The 18,158-nt window shown below is 66.4% G+C and carries 21 protein-coding genes and 2 tRNA genes; 7 read left to right on the top strand and 16 right to left on the bottom strand.

Going from position 1 to position 18,158, the window contains the following annotated elements; translation table 11 throughout:
* The gene (locus tag ABE473_RS17310) at positions 1–2,331 is read left to right on the top strand and encodes an ATP-binding protein (protein ID WP_346490345.1); all 2,331 of its coding nucleotides are present in this window, start codon (positions 1–3) and stop codon (positions 2,329–2,331) included.
* Position 2,332: 1 nt separating this feature from the next.
* On the opposite strand, the gene bfr is transcribed toward ABE473_RS17310, so the two are convergent.
* The 3 genes from bfr to ABE473_RS17295 form a co-directional block, all read right to left on the bottom strand.
* On the bottom strand, positions 2,333–2,803 hold the full coding sequence (gene bfr / locus ABE473_RS17305) for a bacterioferritin (protein ID WP_176987968.1): 471 nt from the start codon (positions 2,801–2,803) through the stop codon (positions 2,333–2,335).
* A gap of 116 nt (positions 2,804–2,919) precedes the next feature.
* Positions 2,920–3,126 carry a (2Fe-2S)-binding protein gene (locus tag ABE473_RS17300; RefSeq protein WP_088433582.1) on the bottom strand — a complete coding sequence of 69 codons (207 nt, stop codon included), beginning with the start codon at positions 3,124–3,126 and terminating at the stop codon, positions 2,920–2,922.
* 117 nt (positions 3,127–3,243) lie between these two features.
* Positions 3,244–3,876 carry an RNA pyrophosphohydrolase gene (locus tag ABE473_RS17295; protein ID WP_179459853.1) on the bottom strand — a complete coding sequence of 211 codons (633 nt, stop codon included), beginning with the start codon at positions 3,874–3,876 and terminating at the stop codon, positions 3,244–3,246.
* A 121-nt stretch (positions 3,877–3,997) separates the two neighbouring features.
* Here ABE473_RS17295 and ABE473_RS17290 point away from each other — a divergent pair.
* Together ABE473_RS17290 and ABE473_RS17285 are read left to right on the top strand one after the other, a co-directional pair.
* Positions 3,998–4,074, top strand: a tRNA-Met gene (locus tag ABE473_RS17290).
* Between the two features lie 49 nt (positions 4,075–4,123).
* Positions 4,124–4,198: transfer RNA gene (locus tag ABE473_RS17285), tRNA-Gln, on the top strand.
* Positions 4,199–4,573: 375 nt separating this feature from the next.
* Here the strand turns inward: ABE473_RS17285 and rpsI are convergent.
* Together rpsI and rplM are read right to left on the bottom strand one after the other, a co-directional pair.
* Positions 4,574–4,966, bottom strand: a complete 393-nt coding sequence (rpsI, locus tag ABE473_RS17280) for a 30S ribosomal protein S9 (RefSeq protein ID WP_019185318.1) — start codon at positions 4,964–4,966, stop codon at positions 4,574–4,576.
* Positions 4,967–4,968: 2 nt separating this feature from the next.
* A complete protein-coding gene (rplM, locus tag ABE473_RS17275; protein ID WP_038685795.1) occupies positions 4,969–5,397 on the bottom strand; it encodes a 50S ribosomal protein L13 in 429 nt (142 codons plus the stop codon).
* Between the two features lie 180 nt (positions 5,398–5,577).
* Between rplM and coq7 the strand changes: the two genes are divergently transcribed.
* Complete coding sequence (gene coq7, locus ABE473_RS17270) at positions 5,578–6,222, top strand: 2-polyprenyl-3-methyl-6-methoxy-1,4-benzoquinone monooxygenase (RefSeq protein WP_121040609.1); 645 nt, start codon at positions 5,578–5,580, stop codon at positions 6,220–6,222.
* Between the two features lie 102 nt (positions 6,223–6,324).
* Here the strand turns inward: coq7 and sugE are convergent, their stop codons facing one another.
* Both sugE and speD read right to left on the bottom strand, forming a co-directional pair.
* The gene (sugE, locus tag ABE473_RS17265) at positions 6,325–6,642 is read right to left on the bottom strand and encodes a quaternary ammonium compound efflux SMR transporter SugE (RefSeq protein WP_176987966.1); all 318 of its coding nucleotides are present in this window, start codon (positions 6,640–6,642) and stop codon (positions 6,325–6,327) included.
* A 172-nt stretch (positions 6,643–6,814) separates the two neighbouring features.
* Positions 6,815–7,609 (bottom strand): adenosylmethionine decarboxylase, encoded by a 795-nt coding sequence (gene speD, locus ABE473_RS17260; protein ID WP_019185315.1) that lies wholly within the window; start codon positions 7,607–7,609, stop codon positions 6,815–6,817.
* Positions 7,610–7,779: 170 nt separating this feature from the next.
* Here speD and crp point away from each other — a divergent pair, with 170 nt between their 5' ends.
* Positions 7,780–8,445, top strand: coding sequence for a cAMP-activated global transcriptional regulator CRP (crp, locus tag ABE473_RS17255; protein ID WP_088433580.1), 666 nt, complete (start codon positions 7,780–7,782; stop codon positions 8,443–8,445).
* A gap of 135 nt (positions 8,446–8,580) precedes the next feature.
* A complete protein-coding gene (locus ABE473_RS17250; RefSeq protein ID WP_346490344.1) occupies positions 8,581–9,342 on the top strand; it encodes a sulfite exporter TauE/SafE family protein in 762 nt (253 codons plus the stop codon).
* Positions 9,343–9,391: 49 nt separating this feature from the next.
* Here ABE473_RS17250 and ABE473_RS17245 read toward each other — a convergent pair whose 3' ends face one another.
* From ABE473_RS17245 to ABE473_RS17205, 9 genes are all read right to left on the bottom strand, one after another.
* On the bottom strand, positions 9,392–10,108 hold the full coding sequence (locus ABE473_RS17245) for a haloacid dehalogenase-like hydrolase (RefSeq protein WP_176987964.1): 717 nt from the start codon (positions 10,106–10,108) through the stop codon (positions 9,392–9,394).
* Entirely contained in the window at positions 10,105–10,899 is a 795-nt protein-coding gene (gene trpC / locus ABE473_RS17240; protein WP_346490343.1) for an indole-3-glycerol phosphate synthase TrpC, read from the bottom strand. The genes ABE473_RS17245 and trpC overlap by 4 nt, the downstream gene beginning before the upstream one ends.
* 63 nt (positions 10,900–10,962) lie before the next feature.
* A complete protein-coding gene (trpD, locus tag ABE473_RS17235) occupies positions 10,963–12,000 on the bottom strand; it encodes an anthranilate phosphoribosyltransferase (RefSeq protein ID WP_346490342.1) in 1,038 nt (345 codons plus the stop codon).
* A 32-nt stretch (positions 12,001–12,032) separates the two neighbouring features.
* Positions 12,033–12,611, bottom strand: coding sequence for an aminodeoxychorismate/anthranilate synthase component II (locus ABE473_RS17230; protein ID WP_346490341.1), 579 nt, complete (start codon positions 12,609–12,611; stop codon positions 12,033–12,035).
* A gap of 75 nt (positions 12,612–12,686) precedes the next feature.
* Positions 12,687–14,162, bottom strand: a complete 1,476-nt coding sequence (trpE, locus tag ABE473_RS17225; RefSeq protein ID WP_346490340.1) for an anthranilate synthase component I — start codon at positions 14,160–14,162, stop codon at positions 12,687–12,689.
* Positions 14,163–14,329: 167 nt separating this feature from the next.
* On the bottom strand, positions 14,330–15,262 hold the full coding sequence (gene yegS, locus ABE473_RS17220) for a lipid kinase YegS (RefSeq protein ID WP_346490339.1): 933 nt from the start codon (positions 15,260–15,262) through the stop codon (positions 14,330–14,332).
* Positions 15,263–15,454: 192 nt separating this feature from the next.
* Positions 15,455–15,937, bottom strand: a complete 483-nt coding sequence (locus ABE473_RS17215) for a GNAT family N-acetyltransferase (RefSeq protein ID WP_346490352.1) — start codon at positions 15,935–15,937, stop codon at positions 15,455–15,457.
* 12 nt (positions 15,938–15,949) lie between these two features.
* Positions 15,950–16,627: a ribulose-phosphate 3-epimerase gene (rpe, locus tag ABE473_RS17210; protein ID WP_070426117.1), complete on the bottom strand. Its 678-nt coding sequence runs from the start codon at positions 16,625–16,627 to the stop codon at positions 15,950–15,952.
* A 42-nt stretch (positions 16,628–16,669) separates the two neighbouring features.
* On the bottom strand, positions 16,670–16,999 hold the full coding sequence (locus tag ABE473_RS17205) for a DnaJ domain-containing protein (protein WP_123730837.1): 330 nt from the start codon (positions 16,997–16,999) through the stop codon (positions 16,670–16,672).
* Positions 17,000–17,142: 143 nt separating this feature from the next.
* Here ABE473_RS17205 and ABE473_RS17200 point away from each other — a divergent pair, with 143 nt between their 5' ends.
* Entirely contained in the window at positions 17,143–18,069 is a 927-nt protein-coding gene (locus tag ABE473_RS17200) for a phosphoribosylaminoimidazolesuccinocarboxamide synthase (protein WP_176987958.1), read from the top strand.
* The last annotated feature ends 89 nt before the right edge of the window (positions 18,070–18,158 follow it).

The following is an 18,158-nucleotide window of genomic DNA, read 5'->3' as shown; positions in this document are numbered from 1 at the left end:
ATGGGACGCCACGGACGGCCACCCCACTCGCCCACGCCGGCCTCGCTCTGGATCAGCGCCGCGGCGGCCGCCGTGTGTGCCACTGCCGCGGTGATGGCGCGCATCGGTGCCAATGGGCCGTGGATCGACATTGCCGCCGGCAGCGGCGTGCTGGCACTGATCGCCGGCATCCAGGCGGTACGCCGCTGGCGTGAAGCGCAGGACCAGCTGGAGCTGCTGCAGCGGCGCAATGAGGCGTTGGTGCTCGAGCGCGATCAGCTGCAGCAGCGCCGACAGCAGCAGAACCAGCTCGAACAGGAACTGCTCACCGCCAAGCAGGCCGCCGAAGCCGCCGCGCTGGCCAAAGGGGAGTTCCTGGCGACGATGAGCCACGAGATCCGCACGCCACTCAATGGCATCCTGCCGATGCTCGACCTGATCGCGCGCGGCCAGCTCGGCAACGACCAGCGGCAGATGCTGCAGACCGCCGCGACGAGCTCGCAGCAGCTGCTGCGCATCGTCGATGACATCCTCGATTACTCCCGGCTCGAGGCCAAGGGCCTGAACCTGGAGATCACCACCTTCAACCTGCGCGAGCTGCTCGAAGGCCTCGTGCAGTTGATGCAGCGCGCCGCCGATCCCAAGGGCCTGCAGCTCTCGCTCGAGCTGGAACCGGCCGTCCGTCTGTCGGTCCGGGGCGACCCGGTGCGGCTGCGCCAGGTGCTGAGCAACCTGCTGGTCAACGCGATCAAGTTCACCGAGCGTGGCCAGATCCGGCTGCGCGTGCAGCGCCAGGGCGAGACGAACGCACAGCACCAGCTGCGGTTCGAGATCGCCGACAGCGGCATCGGCATCGACGACGCGCTGCAGGCGCGCCTGTTCCAGTCCTTCAGCCAGGCCGACGCCTCAACCACGCGCCTGTATGGCGGTACCGGGCTGGGACTGGCGATCTGCAAGCGCATCATCGACCTGATGCAGGGCCGCATCGGTGTGCACTCCACCCCGGGGCACGGGGCCACGTTCTGGTTTGAGATTCCCTTGTTCAAAGTGATCGGCGACCTGCCGGCTGCGCTGAGTACGCGCCGCGCCCTGCTGATCACGCGCGACCCGCTGCTGGCCCAGCGCATCGAGCGGGTGACCCAGCACCATGACCTGCGCCTGCACACGGTGGAGACCAGCGCCGAGGCGCTCGACGCGCTGCGCGCACCGCAGCGGCGCGGCATCGATCCGGCCCTGGCCTGGGTGATCGCGGATACGGACGGCCTGCGGCATGGCATCGGCGCGCTGCACAAAGCGGTGGCCGAGCCTGGCCGGCATCCGGAGGCGAAGCTGCTGTGGCTGTATGGCGATGACGCGCCCGCACCCGAAGCGCTTGGTCCCGGACCGGCGCTGTCGCGGCTGGCGGCCGAGAGCGAGCTGCACGCGCTGCTGCGCCCGGTGGTGGCCAGTGCGCGCCCAGCCGCATTGCTCGCTGAGGTGGAGTACGCAGGCTCGCCCACCGCGCTGCCCCAGTTCCCGTTGCGGTTGCTGCTGGTCGAAGACAACAGCGTCAACCTGCTGGTCGCACAGCGCCTGCTGCAGGTGCTCGGCTGCGAGGTGGAGACCGCCACGCAGGGCGAGCAGGCGCTGGAGGCGCTGCACGCCCGGCCGTTCGATGTGGTGCTGATGGATTGCCAGATGCCGGTGCTGGATGGCTATGCGGCCACCCGCCGCTGGCGCGCGCATGAGGCCGCACAGGGCATGGCGCGGCTGCCGATCGTCGCGATGACCGCCAATGCCATGGCCGGCGACCGCGAGCGCTGCCTGCAGGCCGGCATGGACGACTACCTCTCCAAACCGATCAACCGCGAAACGCTGCAGGCCGTGCTGGCGCGCTGGAGCCGTGCGAGGGCCGACGAGGCGATGGCCGACGACACGGCGCGCGAGCCCCCGGCTCCGGCGCCGCAGGGCGCAGACGTACCCGCGCCGCCTCCCGCACGCGACGCGTCACCCGCCCCGGTGCTCGACCAGGACGTGCTCGATGAACTGCTGGAGGTGATCGGCCCGGATACCGCGCGCATCATCGGTGTGTTCCTCGATGACACCCCGCCCTTGATCCGGCAGCTGCAGGACGCCTCGGTCGCGGCAGACCTCGACCAGCTGCGCGCGTTGGCGCACAGCCTGAAGTCGGCCAGTGCGAATGTGGGTGCGATGGCCTTGTCGGCCGCGGCCTGGCGGATCGAGCACGATGCCCGTGCCGGCACGCTGGAGCGCCCCGCCGTGGCGGTGGCGCTGTTGATCGCCGAGTTCGCGCGTGCGCGGATCGCGCTGGCCGGCTATCACGCCCACCTGCGCGCGCCGCTGCAGGGCTGACTCAGTCGTCGATCTTGGTCAGCAGGTAGTTCGGTTCGCCGATGCGCTCGATCAGGTCCAGCTGGGTTTCCAGCCAGTCGATGTGCTCTTCCTCGGACTCGAGGATTTTCACGAACAGCTGGCGGCTGACGTAATCCCCGATCGAATCGGCATAGGCCACGGCCTCGCGCAGCGTGACCACGCCATCGCGTTCCAGGCTGAGGTCGCACTGCAGGATTTCGGCCGGGTTCTCGCCGATGCGCAGCTTGCCCAGTGCCTGGAAGTTCGGCAGGCCTTCGAGGAAGAGGATGCGGTCGGACAGGATGTCCGCATGCTTCATCTCTTCGATCGATTCCTTGTACTCGTGATCGGCGAGTTCCTTCAGGCCCCAGTTCTTCAGCATCTTGGCGTGCAGGAAGTACTGGTTGATCGCGGTCAGCTCGTTGTAGAGGACCTTGTTGAGGAATTCGATGACTTTGGCGTCGCCCTTCATGAGCGTGCTCCTGCTGCGTGGAATCGCGGGCACTGTAGCGCGTCGCGCGCAGGCATGAAGGAACGCGAATCGTGCTCAGTTGCGCCCCGCAGCCGAGCACGGAGCGCGAAGCGATCTCAGGCGGCTTGCAGGCCCAGGACGGGCAGCGGCAGATCGTGGGTGGCGCTGAATTTGGCCAGCAGGTCCGCCGCCATGTCCAGGCAGGACCCGCAGGTGGCGCCGCAACCGGTGCGCATCGTCAGCTCGGACACGCTCACGACACCGCTCTGCGCGGCTTCGCGGATCTGGTGGTCGGTCACCCCGTTGCAGATGCAGACGTACACGTGCGGACTCGGCAGGCAGGCCCGGATTGGCCTGCTGCTATTCCAATGGAAACGCGAATGGTTGTCAATTTCGAACCTGAATCATTCTCGATACGGTTCAGAGCCGCCGGAGATCGCTCAGACCGCGCCCGGCTCGCCCTTGGCCTTGCTGCGCGGCCAGTACCCGCCACCCCGCTTGGGCGTGGTGCGTTTGCGGGGCCGGTCGTGACCGGCCGCGTTGCCCGGCATCCAGGCCTCCTGGGCGGACTTGGGCATCGATTCCACCCCCGTCCCGGCCACCCCCCGCGCCAATGGCGCCAGATGGCGCAGGGCGCGCGCGTAGACGCCCCGCTTGAACATCACCACATGTTCCACCGGGTACCAGAAATCGACCCAGCGCCACTGGTCGAACTCGGGGCTGTCGGTATGGTCCAGGGTGACGTGGGATTCGTCCCCGGCCAGCCGGAGCAGGAACCACACCTGCTTCTGGCCGATGCAGACCTGCCGTTCATTGCGGCGGATGGCCCGTGCCGGCAGCCGATAGCGAAGCCAACCCGGCGTCGCCCCGAGCACTTCAACGTGCTCCGGCAACAACCCGGTTTCTTCCTGCAACTCGCGATACATGGCTTCGACAGGCGTCTCGTCGGTGTTCATGCCGCCCTGCGGGAACTGCCAGCCATCCCGGCGCACACGTCGTGCCCAGAAAACCTGCCCATCCTGCCGCATCAGCACAATACCGACGTTCGGTCGATAGCCGTCCGGATCGATCACGATGCGGACTCCTAGAAAAATCTACTGATCGGGACTGTGCCACGCCCGCTGCCCACTCACAAGCGCGGTGAAAAAGTGTTGACAGATTCCGAAGACATCTCCAGAATTACCGGCTCCCTGAGGCTATGTAGCTCAGCCGGTTAGAGCACAGCACTCATAATGCTGGGGTCGGTGGTTCGAGTCCACCCATAGCCACCAAGTCCGCTTGGTTTTTCAGGGAGAAAGTGCAATAATTGCACGCACATTTTGCCCCGTCGCCAAGCGGTAAGGCACCTGACTCTGACTCAGGCATTCGGTGGTTCGAATCCATCCGGGGCAGCCAAACAAAACAAAAGGCCTGATCGAAAGATCAGGCCTTTGTTTGTGTTTGGGCGTTTGTCCGGGCGCGAAGCGCCCGGACCCCACACCTTGCGCAGCACGGTGTGGGCGCCAACCCTCCCCCTCCACATCCCCGCGCCTGACGGCGCGCCCCCTTGGACTCCAAGGGGGCTGTTTCACCAGTAAGAGGATGGGGGGGGCCGCCGAGGCAGCCGACCAGCGGTCGGCACTACCACTGCCGGTGGCAACACCGATCCGACGGCCAGGCCATCCGTGCAGGTGAAACCCGTATCCCGGAAACGACAAAAGCCCGGCCGAAGCCGGGCTTTTGCGTACCTCCCAGCGGGATCCCGAAGGATCCCACGCCAGGCGCGATGGATCAGCGCTTGGAGAACTGGGTGGCGCGACGTGCCTTGTGCAGGCCGACCTTCTTACGCTCGACTTCACGGGCGTCACGGGTCATGAAGCCAGCCTTGCGCAGCTCGGACTTCAGGGTTTCGTCGTATTCGATCAGCGCGCGGGCGATGCCCAGGCGGATCGCACCGGCCTGACCCGTGGTACCACCGCCAGCGGCGGTGACCATGATGTCGAAGGTTTCGGTGTTCTTGGTCAGTTCCAGCGGCTGACGCACGATCATGCGCGCAGTCTCACGACCAAAGAACTCGTCCAGCGGACGGCCATTGACGGTAATGTTGCCGGCGCCCTTGCGCAGGAACACGCGGGCGGTGGAGGACTTGCGGCGGCCGGTGCCGTAGTTTTGCGTGATAGCCATGATTAGATATCCAGAACCTGAGGCTGCTGAGCGGCGTGCGGGTGCTCGGAACCCGAGTACACCTTGAGCTTGCGGTACATGGCGCGGCCCAGCGGGCCCTTCGGCAGCATGCCCTTGACGGCGGTCTCGATGACACGCTCCGGGTGGCGCTCAAGCGCCTGGGCCAGAGTTTCGGTCTTCAGGTTGCCGATGTAGCCAGTGAAACGGTGATACAGCTTGTCCTGCAGCTTGTTGCCGGTGACGACAATCTTTTCTGCATTGATGACAACCAGGTAATCACCGGTATCAACGTGAGGGGTGTAAACCGGCTTGTGCTTGCCGCGCAGACGGCGGGCCAGCTCGGTGGACAGACGGCCCAGCGTCTTGCCGGATGCGTCGACGAGATACCAGTCGCGCTGGACGGTCTCGGACTTTGCAGTGAAAGTGCTCATGAAAGAACTCTAGTAGGTCGGGCTCATTACGGCGCAGTACGGCCGGAACTCTGCCACGCGTTGTGAAGAGGCGGGATTGTACTGGCCATGCCCACCACATGCAAGTTGACCGGATCCCGGCTTGGCACACCGGTCCGCGGGGGCGAGAATCGACAGTCCCCCGCCGCGACACCGCCTGCCATGACCGCGCTCCGCCAGATCACGCCGCTCGACCACCTGCTGACCGAAGCCCAGCGGGCCCTGGATACCGTGTTCGGCAACCCGCCGGCCAGCCGTCCCTACCCCGCCGAGGCCACCCCGGACGTGCAGATGGCCGATCCCGAGCGTCGCCACGCGGCCGGGCTGATGCGCATCAACCATGTCGGCGAGGTCTGCGCCCAGGGCCTGTACTTCGGCCAGGCCGCGGTCGCCCGTGAGCCGGAAACCCGCGCCCACCTGCTCGATGCCGCCCAGGAAGAGACCGACCACCTGGCCTGGTGCGCCCAGCGCCTGCGCGAACTGGACAGCCGCCCGAGCCTGTTCAACCCGATCTGGTATGCCGGCAGCTACACCATCGGCACCCTGGCCGGCCTGCGTGGCGACGGCTGGAACCTGGGCTTCGTGGTCGAGACCGAACGCCAGGTCGAAGCGCATCTGGATGAACACCTGGACACCCTGCCCCCGGCCGACCTGCGCAGCCGCGAGGTGATCAAGGTGATGAAGATCGACGAGGCCCGCCACGCGGACCACGCCGAGCATGCTGGCGCGCGGAAGCTGCCTGCGCCGATCCCGTCGGTGATGGCGCTGGCCTCCAAGGTCATGAAGACCATCGCGTACCGGTTGTAACGGCGTATCGACCAACGGTCGATACCTACCGGAACGGCGCGCGCGGCATGGGTTGCGGGCCGGCTTGCCACCGGTAGCGCCCGACCGTTGGTCGGGCGACGATCAGGCAGAGACCAGCTTCAGGCCGATCACGCCGGCCACGATCAGGCCGATGCAGGCCAGCCGCGACGGCGAGGCGCTGTCGCCGAACAGGGCGATACCGAGCATCGCCACGCCGAGCGCGCCGATGCCGGTCCAGATCGCATAGGCAGTGCCGACCGGGATGGATTTCATCGCCTGGCTCATCAGGTACAGGCTGACCAGCGCGGCGGCGACGGTGGCCAGGGTAGGAAGCGGCTTGCTGAAGCCTTCGGAGTACTTCATTCCGATGGCGAAGCCGATCTCGAACAGGCCGGCGAGGAGAAGATAGATCCAGGGCATGGGGGGATTCCTTGGGTTAACAAAAGCAAAACGGCCCGGTGTCTTCACACCGGACCGTCGTCGGTAGCTGCCGTGAAACCGGGTTTTGCGCAAACATCCGGTTCCACAGGGCGGGCCGTCCCGCCTGGACGAGGCCGCCCGGGCAGCGCCCGGGACGACATCGCAACGTGCCTTACTCGGCCAGATTGCGCCCATGGAACAGCTCTTCGATCTCACGACGCAGCAGCGCCTCGATCTTCATGCGTTCCTTGAACGACAGGTTCTTGGCCTTCTCTTCGAACAGGTACTGATCCAGGTCGAAGTCCTTCAGGTGCATCTTCGTGTGGAAGATGTTTTCCTGGTAGACATTGACGTCGAACATCTCGTAACGCGACTTGATGTTCTTGGCCAGGAAGTTCTGGATCGAGTTGATCTTGTGGTCGATGTAGTGCTTCTTGCCCTTCACGTCACGGGTGAAGCCACGCACGCGGTAATCCATGATCACGATGTCCGATTCCAGACTCTCGATCAGGTAGTTCAGCGCTTTCAGCGGGGAAATCACGCCACAGGTGGCCACATCGATGTCCGCGCGGAACGTGGCGATGCCCTCCTGCGGATGGGTTTCCGGGTACGTATGGACCGTGATGTGGCTCTTGTCCATGTGCGCGACCACGGCATCGGAGATCAACTCCTTGCCGGCCTGCTTCTTGTCGATCACCGGCTCTTCCGAGATCAGGATCGTCACCGAGGCACCCTGGGGGTCGTAGTCCTGGCGGGCCACGTTCAGGATGTTCGCGCCGATGATCTCGGCAACGTCGGTCAGGATCTGAGTCAGCCTATCGGCGTTGTACTCTTCATCAATATATTCGATGTAACGCTGGCGCTCCTCTTCGGTGCGGGCGTAACAGACGTCATAGATGTTGAAGCTCAGCGCCTTGGTGAGGTTGTTGAAACCTTGCAACCTCAGGCGAGGCAACGGCTTGACCACGGCGGTCGATCCTGTGTGTGGTGGGAAAGAAGCAAGTATGGGGCAAAGTGATCGGTGGCGAAACTTGCATTGAAACGAATACCTGTGCTCGGTTTGCCCTTAACAATTCGGATCGTTAAGCTCCCGGCACATAGCCGTGAATTCTTCATGAGCAATCGGAGCGCCTCAACGTGTCAACTGTGCGCCTTGCCACAAGTCCATTGGCCCTGGATATCGCAACAATCGATCGCTTCCTGGCCCACAGCCACCGCCGCCGTTACCCCGCCCGCACGGACGTGTTCCGTCCAGGCGATCCGGCCGGCACCCTCTACTACGTGATCAGTGGCTCAGTCTCAATAATGGCTGAGGAAGATGACGATCGTGAGCTGGTGCTGGGCTACTTCGGGTCGGGCGAGTTCGTCGGTGAAATGGGCCTGTTCGTCGAATCGGACCGCCGCGAGGTGATCCTGCGCACCCGTACCCCCTGCGAGCTGGCCGAGATCAGCTACGAGCGCCTGCACCAGCTGTTCCTGGGCCCGCTTTCGGCCGATGCCCCGCGCCTGCTCTATTCGATCGGCCAGCAGCTTTCCAAGCGCCTGCTCGACACCAGCAGGAAAGCCAGCCGCCTGGCCTTCCTGGATGTCACCGACCGCATCGTGCGCACCCTGCATGACCTGTCGCGCGAGCCGGAGGCGATGAGCCACCCGCAGGGCACCCAGCTGCGCGTGTCGCGCCAGGAACTGGCCCGGCTGGTCGGCTGCTCGCGTGAAATGGCCGGCCGCGTGCTGAAGAAGCTGCAGACCGACGGGCAGCTGCATGCCCGCGGCAAGACCGTCGTGCTGTACGGCACCCGCTGATCGGTTCCTGGTAGTGCCGGCCGCTGGCCGGCAACCACGCAGACCCAGACCCAGATCAAGCCCAACCCCACCCGGAAGGCGACGTTGCCGGCAATCCGCCGGCATTAACCCCCTGTTTGCCGCTAGGCTGTTGCGATGGAACTGGGCAGCGAATTCTATTGGTTCATCCTGATCGGCCTCGGCGCGCAGCTGGTCGACGGCGCGCTGGGCATGGCCTTCGGGCTGGTGTCCTCCTCGGTCCTGCTCAGCATGGGCCTGCCACCGGCGGCGATCAGCGCCAGCATCCATACCGCTGAAGTCTTCACCACCGGGGCCTCCGGGGTCTCGCACCTGGTCGCCGGCAACGTGGACCGTCGGCTGTTCCTGCGCCTGGCCCTGCCCGGCGCGGTCGGCGGCGTGGTCGGTGCCTACGTGCTGACCCAGCTGCCCGGTGACGTGATCCGCCCCTTCATCTATATGTATCTCCTTGTGCTGGCGATCTTCATCCTGCTGCGCGCGGCCGGACGGATGCTGCCCGCCCAGGAAGTGAAGCGCGTCCCGCTGCTGGGATTCGTGGCCGGCCTGCTGGATGCCAGCGGCGGCGGCGGCTGGGGTCCGGTGGCGACCTCCACCCTACTCGCCCGCGGCGGCCAGGCGCGCACGACCATCGGCACGGTCAATGCGGCCGAGTTCGTGGTGACGCTGGCGGTATCGATCACCTTCCTGCTGACCATGGGCGTTCAGTACCTGAACATCGTGGCCGGCCTGATGATCGGCGGCATGATGGCCGCGCCGGTAGCCGCGATCCTGGTCAAAAAGGTCAAGGAACGCTGGGTGCTGGTCGCTGTCGGCGTGCTGGTGCTCGGCATCAGCCTGTTCCAGATCGGCCATGCGATCGTGCAGTGGCGCGCAGGCTGAGCCGGACGCGACACCTTTTCAGCCCTTCCCGGGTGTTTTCAGCGCCGGATCAGACCGGGTCGCCGGCCCGGTCGACACAGCCCCAGTTGAGCACCGGGGTGCCCGGCGGCAGCACCTGGCGGAAATACGCCACGCGCGAGGCCTTCGGATTGACCACGACCGGTGCGGCAGCGGCCAGCAGCAACGGCAGGTCGGCGCTGCTGTCGGAGTAGGCGACATCGATCTCGCCATAGCCGCGCTCGCGCAGCATCCGCATCTTTTCTTCGTTGTGGCAGTGGCGGGTGGCGATGACCGCGCCCAGCAACGGGCCGACCTCGCTGCCGATCACCGGCACGCCCTGGTGGGCGACAAAGGCCAGGATCGCGCGGGCCAGCTCCGGCGGTGCACCGGTGGCGACCACGACGCGGTCGCCGGCGGCACGATGCCGGGCAAACACCTCCAGCGCGACCGGCAGCAGCCGGCGGCGGATGTCGGCCTCGTGCTTGAGCACGTAGCGGTCGATGACCTTGTTGAACTCGCGCGCCCGGTGCAGGCCGAACGTGGCGATCCAGACGTAGCCGGAGATGCCGCGGCGGCGGGTCGGCAGGAACGCCACCAGCGGGCCGAGCAGCGGCGTGGCGACCAGGGCGGCCAGCAGCCGCAGCGGATTGCGCTTGATCAGCCAGGCGAACAGATGGCTGCCGGAATCGCCGTCATACAGGGTGTGATCGAAGTCGAAGACCACCAGCGGGGCGTCGTCGCGCGGCGTTGGGTAGATCGCTGTCATGCGCTGAAGAATAGCTGACGCAGGCCCTCGCCGGGCTCTTCCACGCGCATGAAGGCCTCGCCGACCAGGAAGGCGTTGACCCCGGCCTCGCGCATCACGGTGACATCGGCCGGGCCGAGGATGCCGCTTTCGGTGACCAGCAGGCGGTCGCGCGGCACCGCCTGGCGCATGTCCAGGGTGGTCTGCAGCGATACCTCGAAGGTGCGCAGGTTGCGGTTGTTGATGCCGATCAGCGGCACCGGCACCTGGATGGCGCGCTCGAGCTCGTCGATGTCGTGCACTTCCACCAGCACGTCCATGCCCAGCTGCATGGCCAGGTCGGACAGCTCGGCCAGCTGGCGATCGTCCAGCGCAGCCACGATCAGCAGGATGCAGTCGGCGCCGAGCACGCGCGCTTCGTACACCTGGTAGGCATCGATCACGAAGTCCTTGCGCAGCACCGGCAGCGTGCAGGCTTCACGGGCCTGCTGCAGGTAGGCGTCGCTGCCCTGGAAGAAATCCACGTCGGTCAGCACCGACAGGCAGCTGGCGCCACCGAACTCATAGCTCACCGCGATGTCGGCCGGATGGAAGTCCGGACGGATCACGCCCTTGGACGGGCTGGCCTTCTTGATCTCGGCGATCACGGCCGGGTTGCCGGCGGCGATCGAGGCACGCAGCGCATCGGCGAAGCCACGCACCGGCGGGGCCTGCTCCACGCGCGCGATCAGCGCCTCCAGCGGCACCAGGGCACGGCGTGCGGCGACTTCTTCGGCCTTGCGGGCCAGGATGGTATCGAGGATGTCGCTCATGTCATTGGGGTCCTGGAGACCGGCCATTATCGGCCAGCCCCGCTGAATTCAGAAAACGCGGGCTCAGACGGCCCCGCGGATACGGCGGGTGGCGGCCACATACTGCTCCATCCGCGAGCGCGCACTGCCATCGGCCAGCACCGCACGGGCGCGGGCCAGGCCATCGGCGATGCTGTCGGCGACACCGGCCACGTACAGCGCCGCGCCGGCATTGAGCGCCACGATGTCCAGCGCGGGGCCGGGCTGGTTGTCGAGCACGCCACGCAGCATCGCGATGGATTGTTCCGGACCGTCGACCTTGAGGTTGCGGCTGGCCGACATCGCGATGCCGAAGTCTTCCGGATGGATCTCGTACTCGCGCACCTTGCCGTCGCGCAGCTCGCCGACCAACGTACCGGCGCCGAGCGAGATCTCGTCCATGTTGTCGCGCCCCCACACCACCAGCGCGCGCTCAGCGCCGAGTTCGCGCAGCACGCGCGCCTGGATGCCGACCAGATCCGAGTGGAACACGCCCATCAGCACGTTGGTCGCACCGACCGGATTGGTCAGCGGGCCCAGGATGTTGAAGATCGTGCGCACCCCCATCTCGCGGCGCACCGGCGCGACGACCTTCATCGCCGGATGGTGCATCGGCGCGAACATGAAGCCGATGCCGGTTTCGGTGATCGCATGGGCGACCTCGTCCGGACGCAGATCGATGACCGCGCCCAGCGCTTCGACCGCATCGGCGCTGCCGGACTTGGAGGAGACACTGCGGTTGCCGTGCTTGGCTACCTTGGCACCGGCCGCGGAGACCACGAACATCGCGCAGGTGGAGATGTTGAAGGTGTGCGAACCATCCCCGCCGGTGCCGACGATGTCCACCAGATGCGTCTTGTCCTCCACCGGTACCGCTAGCGCGAGCTCGCGCATCACGGTGGCGGCACCGGCGATTTCGCCGATGGTTTCCTTCTTGACCCGCAGGCCGGTCAGGATCGCGGCAGTCATCACCGGCGAGACCTCACCGCGCATGATCTGCCGCATCAGGTCGACCATTTCGTCGAAGAAGATTTCGCGGTGCTCGATGGTGCGCTGCAGGGCTTCCTGGGGGGAGAAGGTCATGCGGGGTCCTTTGTGGTGCAGGTGCGGCGCGCTCAGCGCTGCAGGAAGTTCTTCAGCAGGGCGTGGCCATGCTCGGTGAGGATCGACTCGGGGTGGAACTGCACGCCCTCGACCGGATGCTCGCGATGGCGCAGACCCATGATCTCTTCGATCGAGCCGTCCTCGTTCTCGGTCCAGGCGGTCATCTCCAGGCACGCAGGCAACGTGGTCTTGTCGACCACCAGCGAGTGGTAGCGCGTGGCCTGGTAGCGGTCCGGCAGGCCGGCGAACACGCCCTTGCCTTCATGGCGGATCGGCGAAGTCTTGCCGTGCATGATGTTGGTGGCGCGGATGACATCACCGCCATACACCTGGCCGATGCTCTGGTGGCCCAGGCACACACCGAGGATGGGTATTGTCGGGCCAAGCCGACGGATCAGCTCCAGCGACACCCCCGCTTCGTTGGGCGTGCACGGGCCGGGCGAGATCACGATGCGCTCGGGTGCGAGCGCGGCGATCTCATCGACGCTCAATGCGTCATTGCGCACCACCTTGACCTCGGCGCCCAGCGTCTGCAGGTACTGCACGAGGTTGTAGGTGAAGCTGTCGTAGTTGTCGAGCATCAACAACATGGTCAGGATCCGTCTAGAATGGGGAAGTGGCGTGCACGGCACCGTGCACGGATCGGGCAGTCGGGCTGCGTGCCGTTACAGGCCCTTGGCCGCCTGTGCGACCGCGCGGAACAGCGCGCGACCTTTGTTCATCGTCTCGTCCCATTCCTTGCCGGGATCGGAGTCGTAGACGATGCCGGCGCCGGCCTGCACGTGCAGGCGGCCGTCCTTGATCACCGCGGTGCGGATCGCGATCGCGGTGTCGGCATCGCCGTGCCAGCCGATGTAACCGATGCTGCCGGCGTAGACGTTGCGCTTGATCGGCTCCAGCTCGCGGATCACTTCCAGCGCGCGAATCTTCGGCGCGCCGCTGACGGTGCCGGCCGGGAACGTCGCGCGCAGCACGTCGGCATAGCTCAGGCCCGGCTGCAGCTGCCCGGTGACTTCGCTGACGATGTGCATGACGTGGCTGTAACGTTCGATCACGAACTGCTCGCCCACTTGCACCGTGCCCGCCTTGGACACGCGGCCCGCATCGTTGCGGCCCAGATCGATCAGCATCAGGTGCTCGGCGCGTTCCTTGGGATCGGCCAGCAGTTCGGCTTCCAGTGCATTGTCTTCTTCCACCGTCGCGCCGCGCGGGCGGGTGCCGGCGATCGGGCGTACGGTGACTTCGCCATCCTGGAGCCGCACCAGGATTTCCGGCGAGGAGCCGACCACCTGCACATCGCCGGTATCGAGGAAATACATGTACGGCGAGGGATTGAGCGCACGCAGCGCGCGGTACACGTCCACCGGGCGCGCCTTGAACGGCACGCTCAGGCGCTGGCTCAGCACCACCTGGAAGATGTCGCCGGCGCGGATGTATTCCTTGGATTTATCGACCGCGGCAATGAAGCCTTCGCGGGTGAAACCGGAGACGAAATCGTTCTCGTCCAGCACATCGCGGGTGATCGGCGCGGGGTAGCCGGCGCCGGGGGCGCGCAGCTTGGCGACCAGCGCATCCAGCTTGGCCTGGGCGTCCTCCCATGCACCGGGCTGACCCGGGTCGGCATGCACGATCAGGTACAGGCGGCCCTTGAGGTTGTCGAACACCGCCAGTTCTTCGGAGTGCAGCAGCAGGATGTCCGGCGTGCCCAGCTCATCGCGGCCACGCGGCGGTGCCAGGCGCGGTTCGATATAGCCGATGCACTCGAAGCCGAACCAGCCGACCAGGCCACCGGTGAAGCCCGGCAGACCGGCCAGCTTCGGCACCGAGTGGGCGCTGCGCAGCGCCTCGACCTCGGTGAACGGGTCGGCGACCTCGCGGGTTTCCACCACGGTGCCGGACTCGCTGATGGTCAGGGTATGGCCGTGGAAGGCATATACCCGGCGTGCCGGCAGGCCGATGATGGAATAGCGCCCGAAGCGTTCGCCGCCCTCGACCGATTCAAACAGATAGGTATGCGGGCCGTCGGCGAGCTTCAGATAGACCGAAAGCGGCGTGTCCAGGTCGGACAGCACTTCACGGACGACGGGGATGCGGGTGTGGCCTTCAGCGGCCTGCTGCTGGAACTGCTCGAGCGTGATCAAGACGACTTTCCTTCCGGGAAACGGCGGTGGCGGGACGGACGACGGCAACAGGCCACCATCGCCACCAACGGCGAGCGGAAGAAAGGGTATGCGGGGTCGTCAGAATGGACACCCGGCGACTGTACCGCATTGACGGCACCGGATGGAACCCGGCGCCGCCCGGCGCATCAGCCGCGCGACAGCAGCGGGCTGTCCAGCGCCACATGCAGGTTGACCCGCCCGGGCACGCAGTCGATGCGGAAATGCCGGGCCTGGACCGGCTCGCCATCCAGGTTGAGCGTCAGCGGCAGCTCGGCGTCGATCTCCACCCACGGCGCCTGGACGCGCTCGGCCACCTGCTCCAGCGCGCCGCGCTTGCCGCCCTTGACCAGTGCCGCGAGCGTCGACGTCACCTCCCCGCTCAGCTCCGGAATGACCGTGACATCCAACAGTCCATCATCGATCAGGGCCTCCGGGCACAGCACCTGCCCGCCGCCGGCCTGGCGGCCATTGCCCACGCCGAGCGCGATGAAGCCACCGGCCCACGCGAACCCCGGCGCCCGGACCTGCGCCTGGATCGGATCGATGCGCCCCAGCCGCGACACCCCGGTGACCAGATAGGCCAGCCCGCCAAGGACCTTCTTCAGGCCCTCATCGGTCTCCACCGTCACGTCGGTGCCGAAGCCGCCACTGGCCACGTTCGCGCACCACCACACCTTGCCATCGGCATCGATGCGCAGCAGATCGACCGGGCGTGCCGGCGCGTGCGCGATCAGCTCCAGCGCCGCCAGCGGTGCATCGGGAATTTCCGCCGCCGTGGCGAAATCATTGGCCGTGCCCAGCGGCAACAGCCCCAGCGACGGCAGCGCGTCGGCGGACTCCTCGCGATGCGCCAGCGTCTCGGCCACCTCGCTGAGGGTGCCATCACCGCCGGCCGCGATGATCGTATCGACCCCGTGCGCGATCGCCTCGGCCACGTAGCGCTCGGCATCGCCCGATTCCCAGGTCACCCGCACCTCCAGCTGCACCCCGCGCTCGCGCATCGCCGCCACCGCCTCGCGCACATCCTCGTTGCCGGTGGCCTTTCCGTTGAGGATCAAACGCCAATGGGGACGGCTCATGCGGTACTTCCAGGGAGTGGGGAAGCGAAGGCTAGCAGCGGACGGCGTGGCCGCCGGTGAATGTCATCAAAGCGTCACCGATCCCCCGGAGAATGGAAGGCCATAGCAGGGAAGATGGATGGAGGCAGGATCAGCCTCCCGCAGTTCCCAGGGCCGTACCAGCAATGGTGCGGTCTTTTTTTTGAAGACAGCTCAGCCTGCGGCAAACACCCGCAGCGCCTCGCCTTCCATCCGGTACACCGTCCACTCGCTCTGCGGCCTCGCACCGGCGGCTTCGTAGAACTGGATCGCCGGTTCGTTCCAATCCAGCACCGACCACTCGAAACGGCCGCAGTTCCCGGCCACCGCGATCCGCGCGATGTGCTGCAGCAGCGCCTTGCCCGCACCACTGCCGCGATGCTCCGGACTCACGTACAGATCTTCCAGGTAGATCCCGTTGCGGCCCAGCCACGTCGAGTAGTTGTAGAAGTACACCGCATACCCGATCGCCACGCCGTCGGCCTCGCAGACCAGCGCGTGCGCCTTCGCCTCCGGCCCGAACAGGCTCGCGCGGATGCCCGCTTCGTCGGTCTGCACCGACGACTCGGCCTTCTCGTAGATCGCCAGTTCGCGGATGAAACGCAGGATCAGCGCCGCATCGTCAGCGGTGGCCACGCGGATCGTCACGGCAGCCACCGGTCCCATGGCTCAGCCCCGCGCCGCGGCGACGTTGCCGCGCATCTGCGCGATGATGTCCTGGTAGCTCGTCTTCGCGTTGAAGATCGCCGAGCCAGCCACGAACGCATCCGCACCGGCCGCGGCGATCGCACCGATGTTGTCGGCCTTTACGCCACCGTCGATCTCCAGGCGGATGTCCTTGCCACTGGCATCGATCTTCTTGCGGATCGCGCGCACCTTGTCCAGCGCCGAGGGAATGAACGCCTGGCCGCCGAAGCCCGGATTGACCGACATCACCAGCACCAGGTCCAGGTCATCGAGCACCCAGTCCAGGATGTCCACTGGCGTGGCCGGATTGAGCACCACGCCCGGCTTGCAGCCCAGCGAACGGATCAGCTGGATCGTGCGGTGCACGTGGCGGCTCGCCTCCGGATGGAAGCTGATGTAGGTCGCGCCGGCCTCGGCGAAATCCGGGATGATCCGGTCCACCGGCTCCACCATCAGGTGCACATCGATCGGCGCGGTCACGCCGTGCTTGCGCAGCGCCTGGCAGACCAGCGGGCCGATCGTCAGGTTCGGCACGTAATGGTTGTCCATCACATCGAAATGCACCCAGTCGGCACCGGCCGCGAGCACGTTGTCCACTTCCTCGCCCAGGCGGGCGAAATCGGCGGACAGGATGGAGGGAGCAATGATGCAGTTGGACATGGCCGGGACCTTCAGGATGTTGAAAAGGGGCGCCGCGCGGAATCAGCGCTTGCGCAGAGTCTTGATGCGGTCGTAGGCGGCATTGAGCTGGCGCGACTTGCGCTCGGCCTGCTGGCGCAGCTCCGGCGCTGCGCCGACCACCTTGTCCGGGTGGTACTGGGACATCAGCCGGCGGTAGGCCAGGTCGATCTCGGCATCGGTCGCCTCGGAGGTCAGCCCCAGCTCGCGGTAGGGGTTTTCCCTGTTCAGCCGGAACCAGTCGGCATCGAAGGCATGCCCCAGCAACAGCCCGACCACGGCCCCGAACAGCGGATTGGGCCTGAACAACAGGGCGCCAGCGATGAATCCGAGCAGTTTTCCGTACCAGCGCATGGTGGTCTGGGCAGCCGAGGCGATAAAGGATCCTCATTTTACGTCACAGCGGGCCCAACCCGCTTTACACTAGGCCGCCCGCTGTCTGTGCGGGCCCTCCGGGTCCCCTGGACAGCTGTCATGACGAAGCCTCAGGAGTGCCCGTGCCGACCACGTTGTTGCAATCCGATCTCCCCGGCCTGCCCTTGCGCCATCGCGGCAAGGTGCGTGATGTTTTCGACATTCCGCGCGACCGGCTCCCCGCCGGCACTCCGCCGGGGGACTACCTGCTGATGGTCGCGACCGACCGTCTGTCAGCCTTCGACGTGGTGCTCCCCGATCCGATTCCCGGCAAGGGCGAAATGCTCTGCCAGGTCTCGAACTTCTGGTTCGCCAAGACCGCGCACCTGATGCCCAACCACCTGACCGGCATCGATGTCGCCAGCGTGCTGCCCGAGGGTGTGGATCCGGCCCTGTACGCCAAGCGCGCCGTGGTCACCCGCAAGCTCAAGCCGGTCCCGGTCGAGGCCATCGCCCGCGGCTACCTGATCGGCAGTGGCTGGAAGGACTACCAGCGCACCGGCAAGATCAGCGGCATCGAGCTGCCCGATGGCCTGCGCCAGGCCGAACAGCTGCCCGAACCGATCTTCACCCCCTCGACCAAGGCCGCCGTCGGCGACCATGACGAGAACATCGATTTCGATGCGATGGTGAAGGCGGTCGGTGCGGACCTGGCCGAGCGCGTGCGCGACGCCACCCTGCGCATCTACGCCTTCGCGGCGGAGTATGCCCGCGAGCGCGGCATCCTCCTCGCCGACACCAAGTTCGAGTTCGGCACCGATGCCGACGGCCGTCTGTACATCATGGACGAGATGCTGACCCCGGATTCCTCGCGCTACTGGCCGGCCGACGAGTACGAGGTGGGCACCAGCCCGCCGAGCTACGACAAGCAGTTCGTCCGCGATTACCTGGAGACGCTGGACTGGGGCAAGACCGCGCCCGGCCCGAGCATCCCCGCCGAGATCATCGAGCGCACCCGCGCCAAGTACGCCGAGGCGCTGCAGCGCCTGGCCGGCATCTCGGTCGACTGATTCCCTGCGCCCCCGGCCGACGTGGCTGGTGGCGTTGCCGCGGGTAGTGCCGGCCGCTGGCCGGCAACCTCACGAACTCGGCTATGCTG

The organism is Stenotrophomonas sp. TWI700 (genome assembly GCF_039673645.1).
Classification (GTDB): domain Bacteria; phylum Pseudomonadota; class Gammaproteobacteria; order Xanthomonadales; family Xanthomonadaceae; genus Stenotrophomonas; species Stenotrophomonas maltophilia_AA.
This window is presented reverse-complemented; position numbering and strand designations above follow the sequence as displayed.

Coding starts and splice junctions, on each gene's coding strand:
- ABE473_RS17310 (WP_346490345.1), top strand. CDS start 1: ATGGGACGCCACGGACGGCCACCCCACTCGCCCACGCCGGCCTCGCTC.
- bfr (WP_176987968.1), bottom strand. CDS start 2,803: ATGAAGGGCGACGCCAAAGTCATCGAATTCCTCAACAAGGTCCTCTAC.
- rpsI (WP_019185318.1), bottom strand. CDS start 4,966: ATGGCTATCACGCAAAACTACGGCACCGGCCGCCGCAAGTCCTCCACC.
- rplM (WP_038685795.1), bottom strand. CDS start 5,397: ATGAGCACTTTCACTGCAAAGTCCGAGACCGTCCAGCGCGACTGGTAT.
- coq7 (WP_121040609.1), top strand. CDS start 5,578: ATGACCGCGCTCCGCCAGATCACGCCGCTCGACCACCTGCTGACCGAA.
- sugE (WP_176987966.1), bottom strand. CDS start 6,642: ATGCCCTGGATCTATCTTCTCCTCGCCGGCCTGTTCGAGATCGGCTTC.
- ABE473_RS17250 (WP_346490344.1), top strand. CDS start 8,581: ATGGAACTGGGCAGCGAATTCTATTGGTTCATCCTGATCGGCCTCGGC.
- ABE473_RS17245 (WP_176987964.1), bottom strand. CDS start 10,108: ATGACAGCGATCTACCCAACGCCGCGCGACGACGCCCCGCTGGTGGTC.
- trpC (WP_346490343.1), bottom strand. CDS start 10,899: ATGAGCGACATCCTCGATACCATCCTGGCCCGCAAGGCCGAAGAAGTC.
- trpD (WP_346490342.1), bottom strand. CDS start 12,000: ATGACCTTCTCCCCCCAGGAAGCCCTGCAGCGCACCATCGAGCACCGC.
- ABE473_RS17230 (WP_346490341.1), bottom strand. CDS start 12,611: ATGTTGTTGATGCTCGACAACTACGACAGCTTCACCTACAACCTCGTG.
- yegS (WP_346490339.1), bottom strand. CDS start 15,262: ATGAGCCGTCCCCATTGGCGTTTGATCCTCAACGGAAAGGCCACCGGC.
- rpe (WP_070426117.1), bottom strand. CDS start 16,627: ATGTCCAACTGCATCATTGCTCCCTCCATCCTGTCCGCCGATTTCGCC.
- ABE473_RS17205 (WP_123730837.1), bottom strand. CDS start 16,999: ATGCGCTGGTACGGAAAACTGCTCGGATTCATCGCTGGCGCCCTGTTG.